The 20,441-nt window shown below is 71.3% G+C and carries 18 protein-coding genes; 5 read left to right on the top strand and 13 right to left on the bottom strand.

The features are described from left to right. Window positions 1–188 precede the first annotated feature (188 nt). From ACLJQM_RS27415 to ACLJQM_RS27370, 10 genes are all read right to left on the bottom strand, one after another. Window positions 189–983, bottom strand: coding sequence for a TIGR03084 family metal-binding protein (locus tag ACLJQM_RS27415; protein ID WP_247020260.1), 795 nt, complete (start codon window positions 981–983; stop codon window positions 189–191). Window positions 984–1,177: 194 nt separating this feature from the next. Beyond that, window positions 1,178–2,239 (bottom strand): carboxymuconolactone decarboxylase family protein, encoded by a 1,062-nt coding sequence (locus ACLJQM_RS27410; RefSeq protein ID WP_410633277.1) that lies wholly within the window; start codon window positions 2,237–2,239, stop codon window positions 1,178–1,180. 74 nt (window positions 2,240–2,313) lie between these two features. Continuing rightward, window positions 2,314–3,966: a GMC family oxidoreductase gene (locus tag ACLJQM_RS27405; protein ID WP_247020256.1), complete on the bottom strand. Its 1,653-nt coding sequence runs from the start codon at window positions 3,964–3,966 to the stop codon at window positions 2,314–2,316. Further along, complete coding sequence (locus ACLJQM_RS27400; RefSeq protein WP_360776587.1) at window positions 3,963–4,532, bottom strand: DUF5987 family protein; 570 nt, start codon at window positions 4,530–4,532, stop codon at window positions 3,963–3,965. The genes ACLJQM_RS27405 and ACLJQM_RS27400 overlap by 4 nt, the downstream gene beginning before the upstream one ends. A 35-nt stretch (window positions 4,533–4,567) precedes the next feature. Beyond that, window positions 4,568–5,944, bottom strand: coding sequence for a cytochrome P450 (locus tag ACLJQM_RS27395; protein ID WP_410633276.1), 1,377 nt, complete (start codon window positions 5,942–5,944; stop codon window positions 4,568–4,570). Next, the gene (locus ACLJQM_RS27390; RefSeq protein ID WP_410633275.1) at window positions 5,941–6,945 is read right to left on the bottom strand and encodes an enediyne biosynthesis protein; all 1,005 of its coding nucleotides are present in this window, start codon (window positions 6,943–6,945) and stop codon (window positions 5,941–5,943) included. The genes ACLJQM_RS27395 and ACLJQM_RS27390 overlap by 4 nt, the downstream gene beginning before the upstream one ends. A 1-nt stretch (window position 6,946) precedes the next feature. Further along, window positions 6,947–8,920 carry a CRTAC1 family protein gene (locus ACLJQM_RS27385; RefSeq protein WP_410633274.1) on the bottom strand — a complete coding sequence of 658 codons (1,974 nt, stop codon included), beginning with the start codon at window positions 8,918–8,920 and terminating at the stop codon, window positions 6,947–6,949. Beyond that, on the bottom strand, window positions 8,917–9,900 hold the full coding sequence (locus tag ACLJQM_RS27380) for a DUF1702 family protein (RefSeq protein WP_410633273.1): 984 nt from the start codon (window positions 9,898–9,900) through the stop codon (window positions 8,917–8,919). Before ACLJQM_RS27380 ends, ACLJQM_RS27385 begins: the two co-directional genes overlap by 4 nt. A gap of 132 nt (window positions 9,901–10,032) precedes the next feature. After that, a complete protein-coding gene (locus tag ACLJQM_RS27375) occupies window positions 10,033–11,028 on the bottom strand; it encodes a DUF1702 family protein (protein ID WP_410633272.1) in 996 nt (331 codons plus the stop codon). A 31-nt stretch (window positions 11,029–11,059) separates the two neighbouring features. Then, a complete protein-coding gene (locus ACLJQM_RS27370) occupies window positions 11,060–11,965 on the bottom strand; it encodes a helix-turn-helix transcriptional regulator (RefSeq protein WP_247020246.1) in 906 nt (301 codons plus the stop codon). Between the two features lie 498 nt (window positions 11,966–12,463). On the opposite strand from ACLJQM_RS27370, the gene ACLJQM_RS27365 reads away from it, so the two are divergent. Together ACLJQM_RS27365 and ACLJQM_RS27360 are read left to right on the top strand one after the other, a co-directional pair. Further along, window positions 12,464–13,270: an AfsR/SARP family transcriptional regulator gene (locus ACLJQM_RS27365; RefSeq protein WP_247020244.1), complete on the top strand. Its 807-nt coding sequence runs from the start codon at window positions 12,464–12,466 to the stop codon at window positions 13,268–13,270. A gap of 67 nt (window positions 13,271–13,337) precedes the next feature. Further along, window positions 13,338–14,036 (top strand): winged helix-turn-helix transcriptional regulator, encoded by a 699-nt coding sequence (locus ACLJQM_RS27360; protein ID WP_247020242.1) that lies wholly within the window; start codon window positions 13,338–13,340, stop codon window positions 14,034–14,036. Window positions 14,037–14,056: 20 nt separating this feature from the next. On the opposite strand, the gene ACLJQM_RS27355 is transcribed toward ACLJQM_RS27360, so the two are convergent. Both ACLJQM_RS27355 and ACLJQM_RS27350 read right to left on the bottom strand, forming a co-directional pair. Further along, window positions 14,057–15,274 (bottom strand): RNA polymerase sigma factor, encoded by a 1,218-nt coding sequence (locus ACLJQM_RS27355; RefSeq protein ID WP_410633271.1) that lies wholly within the window; start codon window positions 15,272–15,274, stop codon window positions 14,057–14,059. Next, window positions 15,271–15,654, bottom strand: coding sequence for a YciI family protein (locus ACLJQM_RS27350; protein ID WP_247020238.1), 384 nt, complete (start codon window positions 15,652–15,654; stop codon window positions 15,271–15,273). Before ACLJQM_RS27350 ends, ACLJQM_RS27355 begins: the two co-directional genes overlap by 4 nt. A gap of 127 nt (window positions 15,655–15,781) precedes the next feature. Between ACLJQM_RS27350 and ACLJQM_RS27345 the strand changes: the two genes are divergently transcribed. Next, window positions 15,782–16,447, top strand: a complete 666-nt coding sequence (locus tag ACLJQM_RS27345) for a maleylpyruvate isomerase family mycothiol-dependent enzyme (protein ID WP_247020236.1) — start codon at window positions 15,782–15,784, stop codon at window positions 16,445–16,447. An 81-nt stretch (window positions 16,448–16,528) separates the two neighbouring features. Here ACLJQM_RS27345 and ACLJQM_RS27340 read toward each other — a convergent pair whose 3' ends face one another. After that, on the bottom strand, window positions 16,529–17,149 hold the full coding sequence (locus ACLJQM_RS27340; protein WP_247020234.1) for an L-threonylcarbamoyladenylate synthase: 621 nt from the start codon (window positions 17,147–17,149) through the stop codon (window positions 16,529–16,531). Between the two features lie 162 nt (window positions 17,150–17,311). On the opposite strand from ACLJQM_RS27340, the gene ACLJQM_RS27335 reads away from it, so the two are divergent. Continuing rightward, window positions 17,312–17,827, top strand: a complete 516-nt coding sequence (locus tag ACLJQM_RS27335; RefSeq protein ID WP_247020232.1) for a DUF899 family protein — start codon at window positions 17,312–17,314, stop codon at window positions 17,825–17,827. A gap of 181 nt (window positions 17,828–18,008) precedes the next feature. Then, the gene (locus ACLJQM_RS27330; RefSeq protein ID WP_410633270.1) at window positions 18,009–20,414 is read left to right on the top strand and encodes a sensor histidine kinase; all 2,406 of its coding nucleotides are present in this window, start codon (window positions 18,009–18,011) and stop codon (window positions 20,412–20,414) included. Window positions 20,415–20,441 lie beyond the last annotated feature (27 nt).

The following is a 20,441-nucleotide window of genomic DNA, read 5'->3' as shown; positions in this document are numbered from 1 at the left end:
TCCGGTGCGGGGCTCGAGCCCCACCGCCGGTCTGTCTCCTCGGGCGGCCGCGCCGCCCGGAGTGCCCGTCCGCCGGGCCGTTGAAGTCCAGCATCTCCCGGCCGGTGCGGGCGGTCTTCTCTCTCCCTGCCCGCGGCGCGCACGTCAGCACGCTGGGACAAGGGACCCGCACCGTCTACAATGGATTTTCAGGCGTCGAACTGGCCGGGCTTGCGGCCCTGGCCGGCCGGCCCGCGGTAAGCCTGGGCGATGTCGAGCCACTGGTCCGCCAGCGTGCCCTGCGCCCGCACGTCGAGGTCGTAGCGGTGCCGCCGCCGGGTCACCAGCAGGCAGAAGTCCGCCGCGCTGCCGCTGACCCGCTGGGTCGCGTCCTCGGGCCCGAACGTCCAGAGCGCGCCCGAGGGCGCGGTGAGCTCGAACCGGAACTCCTCGGCCGGCGGCTTCAGGTTCCGCGCCTCGTAACCGAAGTCCCGCACGCGCACGGCGAACCCGACCAGGTGCTTGATCCGGTCGGTCCGCTCGCGGCGCACGCCGAGCGCGTCGGCGATGTCCTGGCCGTGGCCGAAGGCCTCCATCATCCCGGCGCACGCCAGCACGTACGGCGGCAGCGGGTTGACCAGCCACGGCACCAGCTGGTCACCGGGCACGGCCGCGAGGGCCTTGATGCCGGCGTCCCGCTCGGCGCGCCAGCGGGTCAGCAGGACCTCGGCCGGGTCGTGGACGTAGTCCTCCAGCGCGGCGTTCACCGCGGCCTCGAAGCCGCCCTTGAGCGACTTCGTCATGGCGACGAAGGCTTCCGGCTGCGCGGCCGAGAGGCCGGCGATGCGGAAGATGAAGGCGAGGTGCCCGATCTGGTGCCGGACCGGCCAGCCGGGCGCGGGCGTGGGGGTGTCCCACTCCGCTTCGGAAAGGCCGGCGACGAGCGCGTCCACCTCGGCGGCCTCGGCGGTCAGGTCGGCGATCACGCCCGTGGTGTCAGTCACCTGTCAGTCCTTTCACCGATGCGACGTCTTTCTCGTGAGCCGGCGGCCGCCGCGCGGGGCGGGGGTAAGGGCGCCACCGTGCGGCGACCGCCGGCCTGAGCAGATCGGCTGCCGCTCGGGGCGGCGACGCGGTCCCGGAGTTTCTGTGTGTCCCGGTGCTGCGCGCCCCGGCGGGCGATCCGACCTTCCGATCATCACCCGCGCCGACCTGCAGGGTCTTCTCTTGGCGGGCGGACCGGCAGGCGCCCGCCGGCCGCCACGGCCGCGGTGAAAGCGGCCCACGACACCAGCTCCACCAGGCCGCGATCGGACGCGCCGACGGCGGCGACGTCGTCGGCCCCGACCTGGTACGCGGCCTTGGCGGTGAGCAGCGCCAGCCGTCCGGCAGCCCGTTCTCCGGCAGGCAGCTCCGCGAGCACCGGCTCGGCCCACGCCCGGCTCAGCCCCGGCGGTTTCCCGTCCCACGCCTTGACTTCCCGCCGGACGAGCTCCCGCACCCGGAACGGCACCGAGCGCTCACCGGCGGCCGCCACGGCCGCCTCGGCGCGCGCGAAGGCGTCCGGCAGCGTGTCCCCCGGAAGTGCCCAGCCCGGCCCGTCCCCGGCCGCGGCGGGCAGCAGTTCCAGCGCCCGCCCGGCCGGTGGCGGCGCACCCGGCTTGAGCAGGAAGCCCAGTACCGCCTTGGCTTTGGCGCGCGCCTGCGGCGGAACGTTCTCCGGCAGCGGCGAAGGGCCGAGGAACACGCTCACCACCCGGTTGAGGTAGTGGAAGGCGACGGCGACCGCGGTGAACTCGGCGGCGGTGCCGGCCGGGACGTCCGCGGGCAGCGGGCCCTCGCCCCGCGCCCAGGCCGCCAGCGCCCGCGTGTCGCGGTCCGGGATGGCCCCGACGTCCCCGGCCTCGAGGGCCGCGGCGGCCGCGGGATCCCCCAGCGACCCGAGCGCCATCCCGTGCACCTCGACGCAGTAGGGGCAGTCGTTGGCCGCGGAAACAGCGGCCGCGACGACTTCCTTGTCGGCGCGGCTCGCGGTCCCGCCGGCCACGAGCGACTCCCGCAGCACGACCCAGGCCGCGGCGAGCACCTCCGGCGAAGCCGAGTGCAGCGCCATCGGCGGGGCGAGCATCCCGAAGTCCCGCTCGACCTGCCGGTACACGTCCTTGACGAGCCCCCGCGCCCGCCCCGGGCGCACGACCTCGACGTACTTCACGTCCCGCAGCGTCCGCCGCAGCGCGATCCTGACCAAACCCGGAGCCATGACCCCTCCTCCTGAAACGGCGAACTCGCGCACCCCGGCCGGGTGCGCGAGTCCGCGAACGGTGGTGCCGTGCCTCAGTTACCCGCGACCAGGTCCAGTTTGGACACCGCGCGCCGCCCGGTGATCGAGCCGTCCGGGGACGGCGCGCCGTACTTCACGTCGACCCCGCGCGACTGCAGCTCCCGGACGATGCCCGGGATCGAGCGCTCGGCCAGTGCCGCGATGGTCATCGCCGGGTTGACCGTCAGCGCACCCGGCACCGACGCGCTGTCGGTCACGAAGATGCCCGGGTGGTTGCGCAGCTCGTGGTTCGGGTGCAGCGCGGACGTCGCCGCGTCGTCGCCGATCCGGCAGGACGCCAGCGGGTGCACCGTGTACGCCCCGACGACGTCGTTGGTCCACGGCGAAACCTTGGCCAGGCCGTCCTTCTCGATGATCGCCTTGCAGTCGGCGTCGGCCAGCGCCCAGCCCCGGCGGGTGTTCTCCGTCGGGTCGTAGCGCAGCGGGCCGCGGCCGAGCATCTGCTGGGAGATCCGGTACGCGTTGCCGGTCGGCGGCGGCGTGCCGAAGACACCCTCGTTGTCGTCCTCGGTCATCAAGAAGATCGTGAGCCAGTTGGCCCACTGCTTGAGGATCTCCTTCTTCTCCGCCCCGTACCAGCGCGGCTCCTCGCCACCGGGCACCTGCGCGAGGATCGTGCCCAGGCCCGGCGGGAAGTACAGCTGCTCCAGCGAGTACCGCTCGTACTCCGGCAGCGAACCGTCGAGCTTGTCCCAGTTCGCGACCGTCGGGCCCTTGCCGATGTGGTTGGCCGAGTACACCGGACCGTCCTCACGGGACAGTCCGAGCACCTCGCGGACGCGGTCCTCGTCGATGATCGCGGTGTTGAGCCGCTCACCGTTGCCCGAGAAGTAGCGGCCGACGCCGTGCGGCATCTCGCCCAGCGCCGCCTCCGACCGCTGCAGGATGACCGGGGTCGCGCCGGCACCCGCGGCGATGATGACGACCTTCGCCTCGATCACGCCGGTGCCGGTGTGCACCCGGTAGTCCTCTTCGTCCACGATGTCGAAGTGGACGCGGTAGCTGCCGTCCTCGGTGCGCTCGAGCCGTTCGACCTCGTGCAGCGGCCGGATCTCGGCGCCGTGGGACAGGGCGGCGGGCAGGTAGTTCGTCAGCATCGACCGCTTGGCGTCGAACTTGCAGCCCGCCATCATGAAGTTGCAGTTGACGCAGGTGTCGTTGTCCACCGCGACCGGCGCCGGGTTGGCCGTGCGGCCCGAGTGGTTGCAGGCCGCCGCCCACAGGCCGCCGGCGTAGGAGACGTCACTCCAGTCCTGTTTGGACACCGGGATCGACTCGTCGACGCGGTCGTACCACGGCTCCAGGCTGTCGCGGGAGATGACCGACGGCCACATCCGGCGCCCGATGCTGCCGTGGCGCTCGAAGACGAAGCGCGGCGCGCGCGGCATCGCGGCGAAGTACACCACGCTGCCGCCGCCGACGCAGTTGCCGCCCAGCACGCTCATCCCGTCGCCGACGACGAAGTCGAACGCGCGGGTGTAGGACGAGCCGAGCAGGTAGTCGTGCTCGAAGTCGGCCGCGGCCAGCCAAGGCCCGCGCTCCAGCACGGTCACCTTCGCCCCGCCGGCGGCGAGGTGGTAGGCCGGGATCGAACCGCCGAAACCGCTGCCGACGATGACGACGTCGGTCTTTTCGATGGCGCTCATGCGGGGCTCCCGGAGGGCGTGGTGTCGGGGTGGAGTTCGGCCAGCTTGCGGCCGTAGCCGTACTTCGGGAACCGCCAGAACCCGTCCGCGTCCGGCGCGGTGTAGCCCAGCGCCAGCAGGCCGGGATGCCCCTCGCGGATGGCCTCGGCGGTGTGCTTGTGCGCGGCGCTGTCGAATGCCATGTTGCAGAACAGCGCGAGGCTGACCCAGCCGTCCTTCTCCGGGTGCCCGGGCGTGGTCAGCCGGTGCACCAGCTCGCGGCGGTGCTCGTAGGGCAGCGCGACGAACGGCGCGACGTCGTGGTCGAGCTCCAGCTCCACCTCCCCCGCGTACGCCTTCGCGTGGTCGTTGAGCGACTGCGCGAGGTAGGGCAGGCCGGCCGTGACGCCGGTCGCGTCGAAGTTCAGCAGCTCGAGCGCGCCCGCGGCGACCGAACCGGGCCCGGGCGCGGCCCCGGCGATCGCCCGGTCCTCGGGGTACCGCTTCTCCCCGGGCACGATCGTGTCCGCGTAGGCCTCGAGAGTCATGTTCATGACGCGTTCTTCTTCGGTGGCCTCGGGTTGCACCGGCCTACCTCCTCATCGAATGTCCACAGTAGAGTTCAGGCGGCTTCGGCGCGCCGCGTCCGCTCCCGGCGGTGCACGGTCATCGGCAGCCCGCCGCGCACCCGCAGCGAGAGCATCGCTTCGGGGTCGACGACCTTGCCCGGCACCTTCCGCAGCTGCAGGTCCCGCGCCGCCATCGCCAGCACGAACACCGCCTCCATCACGCCGAGGCTGTTGCCGATGCAGAACCTCGGCCCGGCCCCGAAGGGCAGGTAGGCGTACCGCGGCGGCCGCTCCGCGCCGGTGAACCGGTCCGGGTCGAAGCGTTCGGCGTCGGTCCAGAACTCGGGGTGCCGGTGCAGCGTGTAGGGCACCACGACGACGTCGGAGCCGGCCGGCACGTGGTACCCGCCGATCTCGTCGTCGGCCTGGGCGACCCGCGGCAGCAGCCACACCGGCGGGTAGAGCCGCATGACCTCTTCGACCACCGCGACGGTGAACGTCAGCCGCCGCAGGTCTTCGTGCTCGGGCAGCCGGTCGCCGAGCACCTCGACGGCTTCGGCGTGCAGCCGCTCGCCGACCTCCGGGTGCTCGTCGATCAGGTGGAACGCCCAGCCCAGCGTGCTCGCGGTGGTCTCGTGCCCGGCGAGCAGCAGGGTGATCAGCTCGTCGCGCATGCGTTCGCGCGACGCGCCGTCCCCCGCACCCGACGCGATGAGCCGGGACAGCACGTCTTCGCCGTTCTCGACCGGGTTCGCCAGTCGCTGGTCGACCAGCTCGTCGGCGATCCGGCGCAGGTCCTCCCGCGCGGTCCGGAAGTGCAGCTGCTTCTTGAGCGGCACCCACTGCGGGACCATGCTCAGCGTGACCGCCTCGAACATGGCCTGGTCCTGCACGGCCTCGAACGAGTGGCCGAGCGTTTCGTACCCGCCCAGCTCGGCGTCGAGCAGCGTCCTGCCGAGCACGCCGAGGGTCAGCCCGGTCATCTCGTGCAGGATCTCGACCGGCCCGTCGTGCGCGGCGAGCCGCTCGATCAGCGCCTCGACCTGCGTGGCGACGATGCCCGCCTGGCGCGAGATCCGCTTGGGCTGGAACACCGGCTGGATCGTCCGGCGCTGCTTGCGCCAGGTCTCCCCGTCGCTGGTGAGCAGGCCGTCGCCGAGGGCCCGGCGGGCCTCCTGCAGGCCGATTCCCTTGTGGTAGTTCGCCGCGTTGTCCGCGAGCACGTGCTTGGCCAGGTCCGGGTGGTTCACCAGGTACATCGCCTTCGGTCCGATGGCGATGCGGACGACGTCGCCGTAGGCCTCGGCGTTGTCGCCCATGAGCGCGAGCCGGTCGGTGAAGAGCTGCTTCAGCAACCGGATCGTCGCCCGGCGCGGCGGCCCGGGCGGCGCGGTGCGCGCCGCCCGGGTGTCGTCCGTGGGATCGGTCATGCCGCGACGGCTCCCGGCTTCTCGTCTTCGGCCGGCGGTGCCGCGGCGAGTTCGAGCTTCGCCTTCTGCGCGGCCTGGTCGGCTTCGAACTTGATCCGCGCCTTGTTCGAGAAGTGCAGGCCCCACAGGAAGAGCCCGCGGATCAGGCAGACGGTCGCGGTGGCCAGGAACAGCCCGTACGCCACGTGCACGGCGGTGAAGAAGCCGTACGCCAGCGCCACGCCGGAACCGAAGGCGAACTGCGAGGCCGGCTTCGACGGCGACGTGCCCGGGTCGGTCACCATGTAGTTGGTGTAGAGCACGAACGCGACACCGGTGCCCATCGCCAGCGCGCCGGGGATCGACGTGCCGAAGATCCACCCGCGGACGAAGGCCTGGACCACGAAGAAGCTCAGCCAGCCCAGGATCAGCCACATGCGGTTGGTCAGCAACGCGTTGAGCACCGTGCCCGACACCAGGATGATGCCGACGATCAGCCAGCCGCCCCAGGTGGGGATCTGCTCGGTGAAGTGGTACGGCGGGGCGATGCTGGCCCACGGGAACACGAGCAGGATGATCGTGATGCCGAAGTTCGACGGGTTCATGTAGTGCCGCATCCGGCCGTACACCGGAGCCTGCAGCACCCACTTCGCGCCGACGGCGACGACGACGCCGAACATCATCACGAGGATCTGGTCGTTGACGTAGGTCAGCATGTTCAGCGCGAGACCGGTGATGTGCGCCGGCAGCAGGAACTCCACGAGCCCCTTGAAGCCGTTGCCCTTGAACCGGACGTCGCGGTGCGTCACCCGGGCGTTGATGATCTCGAGCAGGATTTCGGTGGTGTACGCGGTCGCCAGCGCGACGAACGGGTACAGCCACGGCTGCTCGAAGCCGAGGACCGTGTAGCCGATGATGTTGAAGATCGTGATCGAGATCGCGAAGCGCCGCAACGCGGTGATGACCTTGTTGGTCCGCTTCGGTGGCGCGCTGTCCACCTTGGTCAGAGTCGGGGTGGCCATGTCACATCGCTTCCTTCGCCGTGGAGCCCAGCTGGTACATGTGGCAACCGGGTTCGAGCTTCAGGTCCTGCGTCCGCAGCTGCCCGGTCCGGTCCCGCCACTGCAGGTGCACGTCGAGCGGGCCGCTGACGTCGTGGCCGAGACCGATCTGGATGTCGAAGCTGCGCCGGCCGGCTTCGCCGCTGCTGCCGTCGACCCGGCCGAGGTACTTCTTGCCGTCCGAGGTCGTCACGGTGACCTGGGCGCCGATCGCGGGCTGGCCGGCCGCGGGCAGCGGGCCGGGCGCCACGGGAGCGTCGGTGGTCAGCTTCAGCTGCAGGAACTTGCCGGGGTTCGGGCTGTCGTTGTGGTAGAAGATCGGCTGCTCCCACTGCCGCGCCACCGCGAACTCGGGCAGGCCGTCCCCGTCGGTGTCGCCGACGGCGATGCCCCGGGTCGGGACCGGCACCGCCAGGCCCAGCTTCGGCGCGAGGTCGACGTACCGGCCGTCCGCGCTCTTCACGAAGAAGTGCAGGGTCTGGTCGCCACCGATGTCGTCACCGGCGCGGGCGTTCGGCCACCAGAACGGGTTGGACAGCAGGCCGTCGTGGGCGGTGGCGATCTCCTGCAGGTTCGGCCAGCGGTTGACCTGGCCCTTGACGAACCCGGTCGCCTGGGCGATCTGGTTCTCGCCGCTGTTGTTGAAGTCCTGGATCTTGACGTCCCAGCCCCAGCCGGACCACGCCGTGCCCTTCTCGGCGCTGTCGTCGTGGAACGGCGCGACCCCGTCCTTGAACTGCTTCGTCAGGTCCGCGTTGTCCTTGGCGGTGTTCATGAACTGGAAGTTCGACTCTTCGATGCCCCACGACGTCGTGATGTTGCTGACGAACAGGTCGTAGAGGCCGTCGTGGTTCAGGTCGCCGAAGTCGACGCCCATCCCCTTGAAGGAGTCGTGGCCCAGCACCTTCGACTTCGGGTCGGCGATCCCGCGGACCCCGTTGACCTCACCGAACTCGACGTGGCCCGGCGTGGACTTGTTGTACAGGAAGTGGTCGTGCCCGAAGTCGTTCGCGATGTAGAGCTCGGGCAGGTTGTCCCCGTCGACGTCGGTGGCGCTGGAAGCCAGCGTCCAGCCGAGCCGCGCGCTCTCCGGGATCCCCTGGGACGCGTCGACGAAGCTCGCCGACGGGTTCGCCCCGGCCTTGGCGCCGGTCCAGCGGTAGATGTACTTCGCGCCGGAGTTGGTCGCGTGCGACATCGACTGGTTCAGCGTGATGCCGCCGTCGGCGTTCGGGTCGAGGACCTTGCTGTCCGGGAAGTAGTTCCCGACGAAGATGTCGACGTGGCCGTCGCCGTCGAAGTCGCCGATGGTGACGGAGTCGGTGTTCCACAGTGGACCGTCGTACTTGCCGTCGGCGCCGCGGTGGTTGCCCGGCACCAGTTCGGTCGGCTGGAACGCGGAGGCGTCGAACTTGGTCGCGTTCGCCTTCTGCAGGAACAACACCGGCGTCCGGCCCCAGTAGTAGGCCAGGATGTCGGTGCGGCCGTCCTCGTTGTAGTCACCGGGCACGCAGCCCATCGGCGCCATGTAGTCCCAGGTCGGCAGCGCCGGGGCGGGGTCGAGCGCGAAGGGCGCGTACCGCGGGCCGGAGTCCGGCGCCGGCGTGATGACGACCTGGTCGCTGCGCGGGTCGACCAGGCAGAGGTCGTTGGGCTTGCCGCTGCCGCTGATGTCGTTGATGGCGATCGCGGCGCCGACCGAGGAGATCCACGCGGCGATGTGCTCGTACTCCTTGTTCACCGTGCGGATCGACTGCGACTTCGTGGCCGCGGGCAGCGCGATCGTCATCGGGGTGAAGTGGAACTGGTCCGCCAGCTTGTCCTGTTCGGCGGCGGAGACGCTGGGCAGCCGTGCGACCAGGAACAGGCCGAGGATCAGCACCAGCGCCACGATGCCCGCCAGCTGCTTGCGCAGCCAGCCGAAGGTCGCGGTCATTTGTTCTTCCCTCCGTGGGTCAGCACTTCTTCGGCGATCCGCTGCCGCCAGGTTTCGAACGCCGGGACGTCGTCACCGTCGACGACCACGGCCGGCCTGACCTCTTGCGTGATGGCCGCGGCGCGTTCGGCGGACATCCCGCAGATGGCCTGGGCCGCCATTTCGGTCTCCGGGATCATCAGGCCCGCGCGCACCCGGCACTCGGCGGCGAAGGCGCTGCCCTGGGCCAGCGGCCCGTGGTGGATCCCGGCCCGGTCGACCAGTTCCGCCAGCTCGTCTGCGGTGACGCCGCACGCGTAGGTCGAGGCCAGCCCGACCCCGGCGTACAGGTCGCCGTGGCGCGACTCGGGGAACTCCTCGATCGTCTTGGTCACGAGCTCGACGTCGGTGCCGCAGATGAACCAGAGCGCCCGGCCGATGCCCTGGTCGATGGCCCGCAGCGCGTAGCCGTCGTAGCGCCGGTCCGGCCAGGAGAAGCCCTGGTCCTGGTGCTGCTGCCGGATGTACTTCTCGGTCTTGAAGTACGCCTGGTGGAAGCCGTAGCCGTCGAGCACCAGCCACCGCAGCAGCGGGTCGAACGCCGACGCCTTCGGCCACGCGAACCGCGGGAGCCGGCACATCGCCCAGCCGACCCCGACGTAGATGATGTAGTCGTGCTTCTCACCGGGGCCGGCCAGGAACTCGGCGATGTTGGTGCTCTTGCCGAAGGGCAGCCCGTCGAGAACGCCGTACCCCATTCCCGCGCCCTCGTAGGCGAACCCGCGGAACTGCGTCGGGATCTGCTCGAGCCATTCCTCGGCCTGCCCGACCGACCGGGCTTCGACCGCGTGTGCGTAACCGAGGAGGAACTTCTCCCCGACCGTCTCGAGCCGTTCTTGAGCGGCTGGGCTCTTCCGGTGGAACCCCCGCTTCTCCAGCGAGGTCTCCGAGACATTCGGTGTCAGGATGCGCCGTCTGAGCGCGCGCCAACCATTGCCCAACGCACTCTCCCCCTTACGGGTCGAATAGGAAGGTGTCGCTTCTTCGCCTTCTACGGTCACAGATTCGCTGGTCAGCGCTCTACTCCACATTTGCGTGGCGAGTCTGGCCTCTCCGCGAGTGCGGAATCCGCGTCAGCTCGCGCGACGCTTCGCGGCGACGTCGAATTCGTCGCGGATCCGCTGCCGCCACAGCTCGTATGCGGGTTCCGGCCCGTCGTCGCCGTCGGCCCGCTCGGTGCGGTCCGCGAGGTTCTGCGCGCCCTGCACCGACAGGTCGGTGAGCACGCCGGCCGCGAGGTGCGTGTGGGCCGGGACGTAGCCGGAGTAGGTGCGGGCCTTGACGGCGAACACCACGCCGAGCGCGAGCTCGTCGTAGTGCTCCCCGGCCAGCCGCCGCAGCTTGCCGAGCCCGGCCTGGTCGGCCCCGCCGGCGAAGGTCGCAGCGAGCCCGACCCCGCTCCACAGGTCCGCCCGGCGCCCCTCGGCGAACCGCCCGACCGCGGCGGCCGCGGCTTCGGGGTTGCCGCCGTTGATGAACCACAGCGCCCGGCCGACGCCCTGGTCGAAGGCGCGCGCGAAGTACTCCGGGCGCCCCGCCCACGGGTAGGGCTGTGGCTCGGCCTGCTCGCCGACCCACTTTTCGGTGTCGAAGTAGGCGCGGTCGAAGCCGAAGCCGTCGACGGCGAGCCAGCTCATCACCGGGTGGTAAGCCACCCCGCTCAGCTCGGGCAGGATGTTCTTCCACAGTGGACGCGGCAGCCGCGCCATCGCGAAGCCGATTCCGATGTAGGTCAGGAAGATGTGCGGGCGGCCCGGTCCTTCGAGCAGCTCGCGCGTGCGGTTGCGGCCGCCGCCGGGCATCGCGTCGAGGATCGTGTAGCCCATCGTGGCGCCTTCGTAGGCGAAGCCGCGCTGCTCGGGCTCGATCAGCGCGAGGCGCCGCTCGATCTCCCACAGCGAAGCCCCTTCGATGGCCCACTCGAACCCGCACACCACCGCCTGCGGCACCGCCTCCAGCCGGGCCGTCGCGTCGGTGTGGGTGACCGGGAAGCCGCGGTCGGCGAACCCGACCGAGGCGAGCGAAGGAGCGAGCACCCGCTTGCGGAGCACTCCGATGACAGTGGACATCGTCGTAGTCGTCCTTAAGGTTCGAAGGGGATCAGGCGACAGCGCGCAGGTGCGGCCGCTGGGCGGCGAGCATCCGCTGGGTGAACGGCGACTGCTTCGACGCCAGCGTGATCGCGATCGGCGCATCGGTCGACGCGGGAGCGCGCAGCCCGACCCGGCCGGTGGACTGGCCGTGCGGGGCCACCTGCACCGGCGAGTAGCCGATCGAGAAGCGCGGCCCGGCGTTGCCCGGCTGGTGCTGGGCGACCGCGATCGCCGTCCACCGCCCGGCCGGGACGCCGTGGATGGTCAGGTCGCCGGAGGTCATGTTGGCCATGCCGCCGAAGGCGACCGGGCCGCACTGGGGCACCGGGTCGGCGAACAGCCCGACCAGCGTGTCCGCCGGCGCCGAGCCGCGCGGCATGTCCAGCTGCAGCGACAGCACGCCGGAGCCGGTCTGCAGCGAGGCGCAGCTGCGGCCGGCCGCGCGCAGCGTCCGCAGCGGCGGGAGCCGCTGGAACGTCGACGAGATCGCGACGAGCAGCTCGGCCACCTGCGGCTCGCGGTACTGCGTCGGGGTCATCCCGACCGCCCGCGAGAACCGGCTGGTGAAGGTGCCGACGCTGCTGTAGCCGACGCTGCACACGATGTCCGAGACGTTCAGCGACGTCGTCAGCAGCAGCCGTTTCGCCTCGAACAGGCGCACGGCGGTGAGGAACCGGCCGGGCGTGACGCCGGTGGCCTCGGCGAACATCCGCGAGAAGTGGAACCGGCTGACGAACACCTCCGACGCCAGCTCCGCGAGCGTGATCGGCTCGAAGTACCGTTCCTGGATCGAAGAGATGGCTTGCAGGACGGCGGGCCGGACCGACTTTTCCACTCGCTCGAGCGCCGGCTCGCGGCGCGGTTCACCGAACTCGCCGTCGTTCCCGACAGCAGCTATAGAGCGCAACATCATCAGTCCAAACCTCGAATTCCCCTGATGGCAGTTCTCCTGGTTCTCTTGTAGCCAGGGAAGACGCCACATCTCGCAGATCGATCGACGAGCGATTGAGGAATCCCGATGTCCGTCCAACCCGGACGCGTGACACCCACCCGGGTGCGGGGATTCCACCCGGGTGTGGCGTGCGCAACACCCGGGCCGGGCGTGCGCAACACCCGCCGTCTTGATCGTCCGCGGTCCGCCGGGAGTCCCGTCTGGTCCGTTCCGGGGACCCCCTGGACGGGCCGGGCCCCTGGTTCGGCCAGATGGCCGAGGATGCGCAACGCACACCCGGACCGTGCGAAACGCATGCGGGGGCGGGGTTAACGCACGAGGAGTCTGGTGGGCGGCTCACTGGCCGCGGCGGCCCGGCTCTGTCACATTCGGATAGAAGCCCGGAATTCGGCCGTCCACCGAGCCGCGCGGCACGACCTGGGGAGCACGAGGACGCTTTGATGATGCTGGAGGCCTGCCATGTACTCCGAACAGCGGCGAACCGACGAGCCGGACCCCGGTGGCGTCCGCTTCACCGTGCTGGGGCCGCTGGAAGTGCTGCGTGAGGGAACCGACTACGCCCCGACGACGCCGAAGGTGCTGGCGCTGCTGGCCGTGCTCGTGATGCGACCGGGGAAGATGGTACACATCGACACCCTGATCCGGGAGCTTTGGTCGGACAACCCGCCGCGGACGGTCCGGACCACCCTGCACACCTACGTCTACCACCTCCGCCGGTGCATCGACCAGAACAAGCTCGCGGGGGACGGTGAAAAGATGTTGACCACCAAGCAATCCGGTTACACGTTCCACATCGACCCGGCCCAGGTGGACACGTACGACTTCACCCGGCTGCAGCAGATCGGTCACGAGCACCAGGACGCCGGCGACCACTCGGCCGCCGCGGACGCCTACCGCGCGGCGCTGGACCTGTGGTCCGGCACGCCGTTCGCGAACGTCCACTGTGGACCGGTGTTGTCCGCGTACCGGACCGAACTGCTGGAGCAGCGGCGCAGCGTGCTGCACCTGAGGATCGAAGCCGAGATCATCGGCGGGCGGCACCGCGAGCTGATCGGCGAACTGCGTTCGCTGACCACGGGCAGCCCGCTCGACGAAGCCCTGCACGGGCAGCTGATGCGCGCGCTCGGGCGCAGCGGACGGCGGTCCGACGCGATGTCCGTCTACCGCAGACTCCGGTCCCGGCTGGCCGGGGAGCTGGGCGTCGAACCGTGCGACGACCTGCAGACGCTGCACCGGGAGCTGATCTCCGAAGGCGACCACCGCTGATCCGCCCAGACTTCCCCGGCACCCGCCGAACCGTCGGATCGCCCGAGAAAGAAGTGAGGAACGTTCGATGCCCACTGCACCCACCCGTGCCTACGGCCAGTTCTGCGGCGTCGCCCGCGCGCTCGAACTCATCGGCGAGCGCTGGTCGCTGCTGATCATCCGCGATCTGGTGCTCGGCGCGAAGCGCTACGACGAGCTGCAGGCCGGCCTGCCGAAGATCCCGCCGTCCATCCTGTCGGCCCGGCTGAACGAGCTGGAGGCGACCGGCGTGATCCGCCGCCGCGTCCGCGCCGAGCTGGAGGCGGGCCTGGTCTACGAGCTGACCCAGTACGGCAGCGAGCTCGACCACATCCTGCTCGACCTCGGCCTGTGGGGCGCCCGCTCGCTGCACGCCCCCGGCGCCGACGACGTGTTCACCTTGGACGCGGCGATCCTGTCGCTGTACACCACGTTCCGCGCCGAGTGCGCGGAAGGCGTCCAGATCAACTTCGAGATCCGCTACGACGACCGCATGATCGTGCACGCCTTGGTCGAGGACGGCGCGGTCAAGGTCGGCGAGGGCCGGTTCGCCGGTGCCGACCTGGTCATCAAGGCCGTGCACGGCGCGGCGCTGCTGGACCTGATGAGCGGCCAGCTCACCGCGCCCACCGCGCTGCGCTCGGGCAAGATCGCGATCGAGGGCGAGCTGTCGGACCTCGAGCTGTTCGCCCAGCTGTTCCACGTCCCGGCGGCCCCGGAGCCGGCGTCCGGCATCGTGGTCCGCTGACCCGCCGGCTCGGAGTCCGGTCAGGACTCCGAGCCGAGCCGGTCCGCTTTCGCCCGCAGGTAACGGCGTTCCGGGCCGCTCCCGGTCCGGTTCGCCGCCCTGAGGTAGCACTCCCGCGCTTCCGCCGCGCGGCCCGCTTCTTCCAGCAGGTGCGCGCGCACCGCGTCGGACCGGTGGGCGACGTCGACCCCGTCCAGCAGCGCCAAGCCCGCCTCCGGGCCCGAAACCTGCGCGACGGCGACCGCCCGGTTCACCGCCACCACCGGGCCCGGCATGAGCTCGCCCAGCACGCCGTACAGCTCGACGATCTGCGGCCAGTCCGTCGTTCCCGTGCTCGGCGCTTCGTCGTGCAGCGCCGCGATCGCCGCCTGCACCTGGTACGGCCCGATCGGGCCGCGGCCGAGCACGGCACGCACCAGCTCGACGCCTTCGGCGATCATCGCCGCGTCCCAGCGGGTGCGGTCCTGCTCCGGCAGCGGGACCAGCTCGCCGTCCGGGCCGGTGCGCGCCGCCCGCCGCGCGTCCGTCAGCAGCATCAGCGCCAGCAGCCCGGCCACTTCGCCCTCGCCCGGGACCAGCTCGCGCACCGCGCGCGTCAGCCGGATCGCCTCCGCCGCCAGCTCGACGCGCAGCAGGTTCTCCCCCGACGTCGCCGTGTAGCCCTCGTTGAAGATCAGGTACAGCACCTGGAGCACCACGCGCAGCCGCTCCGGGAAGTCGGCGGGCGAAGGTTCGCCGAACGTCGAGCCGGCCGCCGCGATGCTCTCCTTCGCGCGGGTGATGCGGCGCGTCATGGTCGCCTCGGGCACCAGGAACGCGCTCGCGATCTGCGCCGTCGTCAAGCCGCCGACCGCACGCAGCGTCAGTGCCACTTGCGAAGGCGGCGAAACCGCGGGGTGGCAGCAGAGGAACAGCAGCGTCAGCGTGTCGTCGGAGTCGGCGGCCCGCTCTTCGCCGGGGCCTGCGACGACCGCGGCGGGCTCGCGCACGGCGACCGTCTCTTCCCGGCGCCGCCGGGCGCTTTCGCTGCGCCAGAGATCGGTGAGCCGCCGGGTCGCGACCGTGACGAGCCAGCTGCGCGGGTTGTCCGGCACCCCCTCGGCCGGCCACTGCTCGCTCGCCGCGAGCAGGGCCTCCTGGACGGCGTCCTCGCAGGCGTCGAACTGGCCGTAGCGGCGGACGAGCACGCCCAGCACCTGCGGCACCAGCGGCCGCAGGACCTCGGCGACGCCGGTCACGCCATGGGGACTTCGGTTTCGGCGTCGGCGAAGAAGACGACTTCGCGCACCTCGATGCCGAGGCCCTCGATCGCGGCGTCCGGGATCATCGCCGCGAGCTCGACCGCGCGGTCCTTGCTCGCGCACTCCACGAGGTAGTACCCGGCCAGGAACTCCTTGGACTCCACGAACGGCCCGTCCGTGACCGCCGGCAGGCCCGAGCGCACCCGCACGACGGAGCTGTCGGCGACCGCGCCGAGCGCCTGCGTGCTGATCATCTCGCCGGATTCCCTGATCGTGCGGATGAAATCCTGGTGCCCGGTCATGATGGTGTCCATCTCGGCCTCGGACAGGCCCGCCATCACGTCGGGGTTCAGGTACATCGCCAGCAGGTACTTCACGCCCGCTCCCTTCGTCCGTGCGCCTCGAACATAGCCGAGGCCGACGTCGCAACCGCGGAGTGGAGCCCCCACGCGCCCGGCTGCCAGCCTGGATCCGGGCAGTCCCGGACCCAGGAGGGTGGCACCGATGGCCGACGTGTTCACGGACCTGCAGACCGAGACGGAGGCGCTGGCCGAACTGGCCGAGCGCCACGGGTACGGTCCCGGCCCGAACATCACCGGGCACTTCGCCCGGCTGACGTCGACCGCCCGGCTGGTCCGGCTCAGCGTGGAGAACCCCGGCGCGTTCGGCGTCACGCCGCAGATCTCCTACGACTCGCTCGACGAGGCGATCCTGGTCTGGCTGATCGAGCAGCGGAAGGCCAACGCCCTGCTGGCTTCGGCACCACCGGAGCCGGAGCTGCCGTGGAGCGACGGTCCGTTGCGCCCGTCGGTCCTGGCCGCGGCCGTGCTGACCGAGGTCTTCGCCGGCGGCCAGGACATCGCCGACCTGTTCGGCGTCCAGCCCCAGCGCGACGACTCCATCGGCCACGTCGCCTACTACGGCGTCCGGACCAGGGACCGCGCCTACCGGCGCCACCAGGAGACGCCACCGGCGAAGCCGTTCCGCTTCGAGCTGGTGGCCCCATCGGGAGCGCGCTGGGACTTCGGCCCGGAGAACGCGACCGACCGCGTGAGCGGCCCGGCGGAGGACTTCTGCCTGCTGGTGACCGGCCGCCGCTTCGCCGAGGACCTGGACCTGGCGTTCACCGGACGGCACACGGCCGAATGGCTGGAGCTGCTGGAGAGCTGACCGCCGCCGGTCGTGAGTGGGAAACAGGGTTAGAACACTGTTCCTCACTCACGACCCGGCCGCGCAAGGCTCAGCCGGGCGTCACTCGAAGGGGGCCGGGTCGCCCGCGCCGACGCGCAGGATCTCCGCCTCCCCCGAGGAGAAGTCCACGACCGTCGTCGGCTCCACGCCGCAGTCGCCCGAGTCCAGGACCGCTTCCAGGACGTTGTCCAGCTCTTCCTTGATCTCCCAGCCCTGCGTCATCGGCTCGCCCTCGCCGGGCAGCAGCAGCGTGCTCGACAGCAGCGGTTCGCCGAGCTCGGCCAGCAGCGCCTGGGTGACGCGGTGGTCGGGGATGCGCACGCCGACCGTCTTCTTCTTCTCGTGCATCAGCCGCCGCGGCACCTCCTTGGTGGCGGGCAGGATGAACGTGTAGCTGCCCGGCGTCGCCGCCTTGATCGCGCGGAACACCGCGTTGTCGACGATGACGAACTGGCCCAGCTGGGCGAAGTCCTGGCAGACCAGCGTGAAGTGGTGCCGGTGGTCCAGCTTGCGGATGCTGCGGATCCGGTCGAGCCCGTCCCGGTTGCCCGGCCGGCAGCCGAGCGCGAAGCACGAGTCGGTCGGGTAGGCGATCAGCCCGTCGCCGCGGAGGATCTCGACGACCTGGCCCAGCGACCGCTTCTGCGGGTTCTCCGGGTGCAGGTCGAAATAGCGTGCCATGGGCCGAGCCTAGGGTCGCCCGCCCGGACCGGCACGTCGGGCCCCACCGGCAGCGACACGCCGCCCGCGTCTCCTAGGTTGCGGTTCACGGGCCGAACGCTGGGCTCGTGCCCCGGCACCGGCTCACAATCCGCTGTGGGACCAAGCCAGGGAGGACGAGTCATGACGGAGCTGACCGTGCCGGAGCTGGACCGCCCCCGCGTAGTCGCCGGGGCCGAGTACCTGTTCGAAGGTTCGCGGGGCCGCGTTTCGCTGGCCGGGCTGTTCGGCGGTCACCAGCGCCTGGCCGTGCACCACCCGATGGCCGACCACAGCGGACCCGCCGACCTGCTGCCCGCCGCCGACGTCGCGGCGGCGCTGGACGACCCGGGCCTGCGGCTGGTGCTGGTCTCCCGCGCGCCCTACGCCAAGGTCGAGCAGTACCGGCGGCACCTCGGCTGGGACGTCGCCGCGTTCTCGGCCGCGGGCACCCGGTTCACCGACGACTTCCCGGCGACCCGCCACATCCCCGGTGCCGCGGGCAGCGACTCGTGGGACGACGACGAGTCCGGGCTGAGCTTCTTCCGGCTGGCGCAGGGTTCGGTGCTGCACACCGGGTCGGTCGCCGTGCCCCGCCTCGACTTCCTCGGCCTGCTCGCACACGCGTTCGGGTTCCCGCCCGCACCGGACGGCCGCTGACCTGGCCGTCACCTCCGATTCCCGGTGTCCGAAGGGGCCACCGGGCCCGTTCCGCGCGCTTTCGCACCCTTTTCGGCGCGCTCCCGTGAGTTAGGATCTACCGCACGCCATGCACACCGCGTCCAGGTTCCGGCCTCCCGAGCGGACCGGCCGCCGCGCAGACTCCGGGGGGCCCGCACTGATGTCTCCGGTCGCCGCACTCGAGCCGCCCACCGGGCGCTCAGCGACCGCCGAGCCCCGCGGCACGACCGCGGCGGACCGGCGGCCACGGCTGGCCACCTACCTGGCGGCGGCGATCGTCGTCGTCGTGGTCGCCGGGTTCGGTGTGGTCGGCGTGGTGAACCTGCTGCCGACGTCGGTCGACGGCTGGCACGCCGTGTACGCGATCGCCGCCGTCGCCGGCCTGCTCGCGATCCAGCTGCTGTGGTTCAGCCGGCCGAGCGCCCAGCTCGACTCGGCGACCAGCCGGGTCCTGCTCGCCGTCGTCGTCGTCCTGGCCTACCTCCCCATCCTGACCTTCGGCGTCTACTGGGCGGACATGCCGGACTTCGTCGGCGGCGCGGCGCTGCTCGTGCTGCCGCCCCGGTGGGCGTGGCCCACGCTCGTCACGGTCTGCCTCAGCGTCGTCTTCGTCTACTGGATCTTCGACGCCGAGCCGCTGTCCGCCATCTACAACGGGCTCGCGGCCGCCTTCTACTGCTTCCTGTTCTACCTGCTGGCCCGGCTCGTCCGGCTGGTCAACGAACTGCACCAGGCCCGCACCGAACTGGCCCAGCGCGCGGTCGCCGAGCAGCGGCTGGCCTTCGCCCGAGACCTGCACGACCTGCTCGGGCTAAGCCTGTCCGCGATCGCGCTCCGGGGCGAGCTGGTGCACCGGCTGATGCGCAAGTCCACCGAGCGCGCCAAGGCCGAGCTCGCCGAGATCACCGCCACCGCGCAGCGCACCCTCTCCGACGTCCGGGCCGTCTCCCACGGTTACCGGGAGCTGTCGCTGGAGAAGGAGTCCCGGACGGCCGAGACGCTGCTGTCGGCCTCCGACATCGCCGTGCAGATCCACCTGGACCAGGGCGACCTGCCCGTGCAGGCCCGCACGCTGCTCGCGCGGGTGCTGCGCGAAGGTGTCACGAACGTCCTGCGCTACAGCGAAGTCGAGCACTGCGAGATCGACGTCCGGCACCACGACGGCAAGGTCACCCTCGAGATCGTCAACGACGGGGTGACGGCGGACGACGTGGCGCTCGCCCCGGACAGCAAGCTGACCGCCCTGCCCGACGAGGTCGCCGCGCTCGGCGGCACCGCGACCGTGAAGGCCGGCGCGGACGGCCGCTTCCGGCTGCGCGTCGACCTCCCGGTGGCCGACCGGACGGTGGGCTCCGCCGACCGCGAGACCGAGCGGCAGGGCACGAGCGAGTCGAAGCGGATCCGCTGGCTGCTGCCGGCGTGCATGGCCATCATGGGGTGCGGCGCGACCGTGCACGTGCTCCAGCTGACCACCCAGGCGTGGCAGGTGACGCTGGTGGTCGGCTGCGTGCTGGCGCTGCTGGCCCTGCAGTTCTCGTACTTCAACCGGCCGTCGACGCAACTGCGGTCGGGGCAGAGCTACGGCATGCTGTTCGTCCAGATCTGCCTGACCTACCTGCCGCTGCTGCCGCTGGGCGCGAACTGGGTCAGCGTGCCCGGGCTGCTGATCGGCAGCGGGCTGCTGGTCCTGCCGCCGGTGGCGGGCTGGGCGTTCTTCGCGGTGAACATCGCCGTCTACGCCGAGATCCAGCGGTTCTCCGGCGCGGACGTCATCTCGACGGTCTACTACACCGCCGCGACCGTGATGACCGGGCTGGCCGTGTTCGGGCTGCTGTGGCTGGTGCGGCTGGTCGCCGAGCTCGACAGCACCCGGCGCCGGCTGGCCGAGATGGCGCTGGCCGAGGAACGGCTGCGGTTCGCCCGCGACCTGCACGACCTGCTCGGCATGAGCCTGTCGGCGATCGCGCTGAAGAGCGAGCTGACCGCGCGGGTGCTGCCGCTGGACCGCGACCGCGCCGCCGAGGAGCTGACCGAAGTGCTCGGCCTGACGCGGCAAGCCCTTTCCGACGTCCGGTCGGTCGCCAGCGGCTACCGCGAACTGTCCCTCGACAGTGAGTCCCGCACCGCGAAGTCCGTGCTGGTGGCCGCCGACGTCCGGGTGCGGATGGAGATGCTCGAGGACGACCTGCCGATGCCGGTGCGGACGGTGCTCGCCGTCGTCCTGCGCGAAGGCGTCACGAACGTGCTGCGGCACAGCCGGGTCGAGAGCTGCGAGATCGCCATGCGCCGCACGGACAACGGGATCTGCCTCGACATCGTCAACGACGGCGTCGAGCGCACCGGGAACGGGACCCGCCCCGACCGTCCTCAAGCGCCGGACGCGGCCGGGGAAGAGCCGGTGGTGCCCGCACCGCGGCGCCCGGACGTCGTCGTCGCGTCGCGGGACACCTCGCCGGGCAGCGGGATCGGCAACCTGTCGCACCGGGTGGCCGACCTCGGCGGCGAACTCACCGCCGGGGTCGAGCCGGACGGCCGCTTCCGGTTGCGCGCGGTCGTACCGGTCTGAACCACGGGAATACTGGTCTGTACCTTT

This window comes from Amycolatopsis sp. cmx-4-83, assembly GCF_046548815.1.
Classification (GTDB): Bacteria; Actinomycetota; Actinomycetes; order Mycobacteriales; family Pseudonocardiaceae; genus Amycolatopsis; species Amycolatopsis pretoriensis_A.
Note: the sequence above shows the minus strand (reverse complement) of the source record. Positions and strands in the feature narration are given on the sequence as shown.

Bases quoted from the DNA above. Each gene is read 5' to 3' on its own strand.
- ACLJQM_RS27370 (WP_247020246.1), bottom strand. From the start codon at position 11,965: ATGATGTTGCGCTCTATAGCTGCTGTCGGGAACGACGGCGAGTTCGGT.
- ACLJQM_RS27410 (WP_410633277.1), bottom strand. From the start codon at position 2,239: ATGGCTCCGGGTTTGGTCAGGATCGCGCTGCGGCGGACGCTGCGGGAC.
- ACLJQM_RS27405 (WP_247020256.1), bottom strand. From the start codon at position 3,966: ATGAGCGCCATCGAAAAGACCGACGTCGTCATCGTCGGCAGCGGTTTC.
- ACLJQM_RS27335 (WP_247020232.1), top strand. From the start codon at position 17,312: ATGACGGAGCTGACCGTGCCGGAGCTGGACCGCCCCCGCGTAGTCGCC.
- ACLJQM_RS27385 (WP_410633274.1), bottom strand. From the start codon at position 8,920: ATGACCGCGACCTTCGGCTGGCTGCGCAAGCAGCTGGCGGGCATCGTG.
- ACLJQM_RS27340 (WP_247020234.1), bottom strand. From the start codon at position 17,149: ATGGCACGCTATTTCGACCTGCACCCGGAGAACCCGCAGAAGCGGTCG.
- ACLJQM_RS27390 (WP_410633275.1), bottom strand. From the start codon at position 6,945: ATGGCCACCCCGACTCTGACCAAGGTGGACAGCGCGCCACCGAAGCGG.
- ACLJQM_RS27345 (WP_247020236.1), top strand. From the start codon at position 15,782: ATGGCCGACGTGTTCACGGACCTGCAGACCGAGACGGAGGCGCTGGCC.
- ACLJQM_RS27330 (WP_410633270.1), top strand. From the start codon at position 18,009: ATGTCTCCGGTCGCCGCACTCGAGCCGCCCACCGGGCGCTCAGCGACC.
- ACLJQM_RS27375 (WP_410633272.1), bottom strand. From the start codon at position 11,028: ATGTCCACTGTCATCGGAGTGCTCCGCAAGCGGGTGCTCGCTCCTTCG.
- ACLJQM_RS27365 (WP_247020244.1), top strand. From the start codon at position 12,464: ATGTACTCCGAACAGCGGCGAACCGACGAGCCGGACCCCGGTGGCGTC.
- ACLJQM_RS27395 (WP_410633276.1), bottom strand. From the start codon at position 5,944: ATGACCGATCCCACGGACGACACCCGGGCGGCGCGCACCGCGCCGCCC.
- ACLJQM_RS27360 (WP_247020242.1), top strand. From the start codon at position 13,338: ATGCCCACTGCACCCACCCGTGCCTACGGCCAGTTCTGCGGCGTCGCC.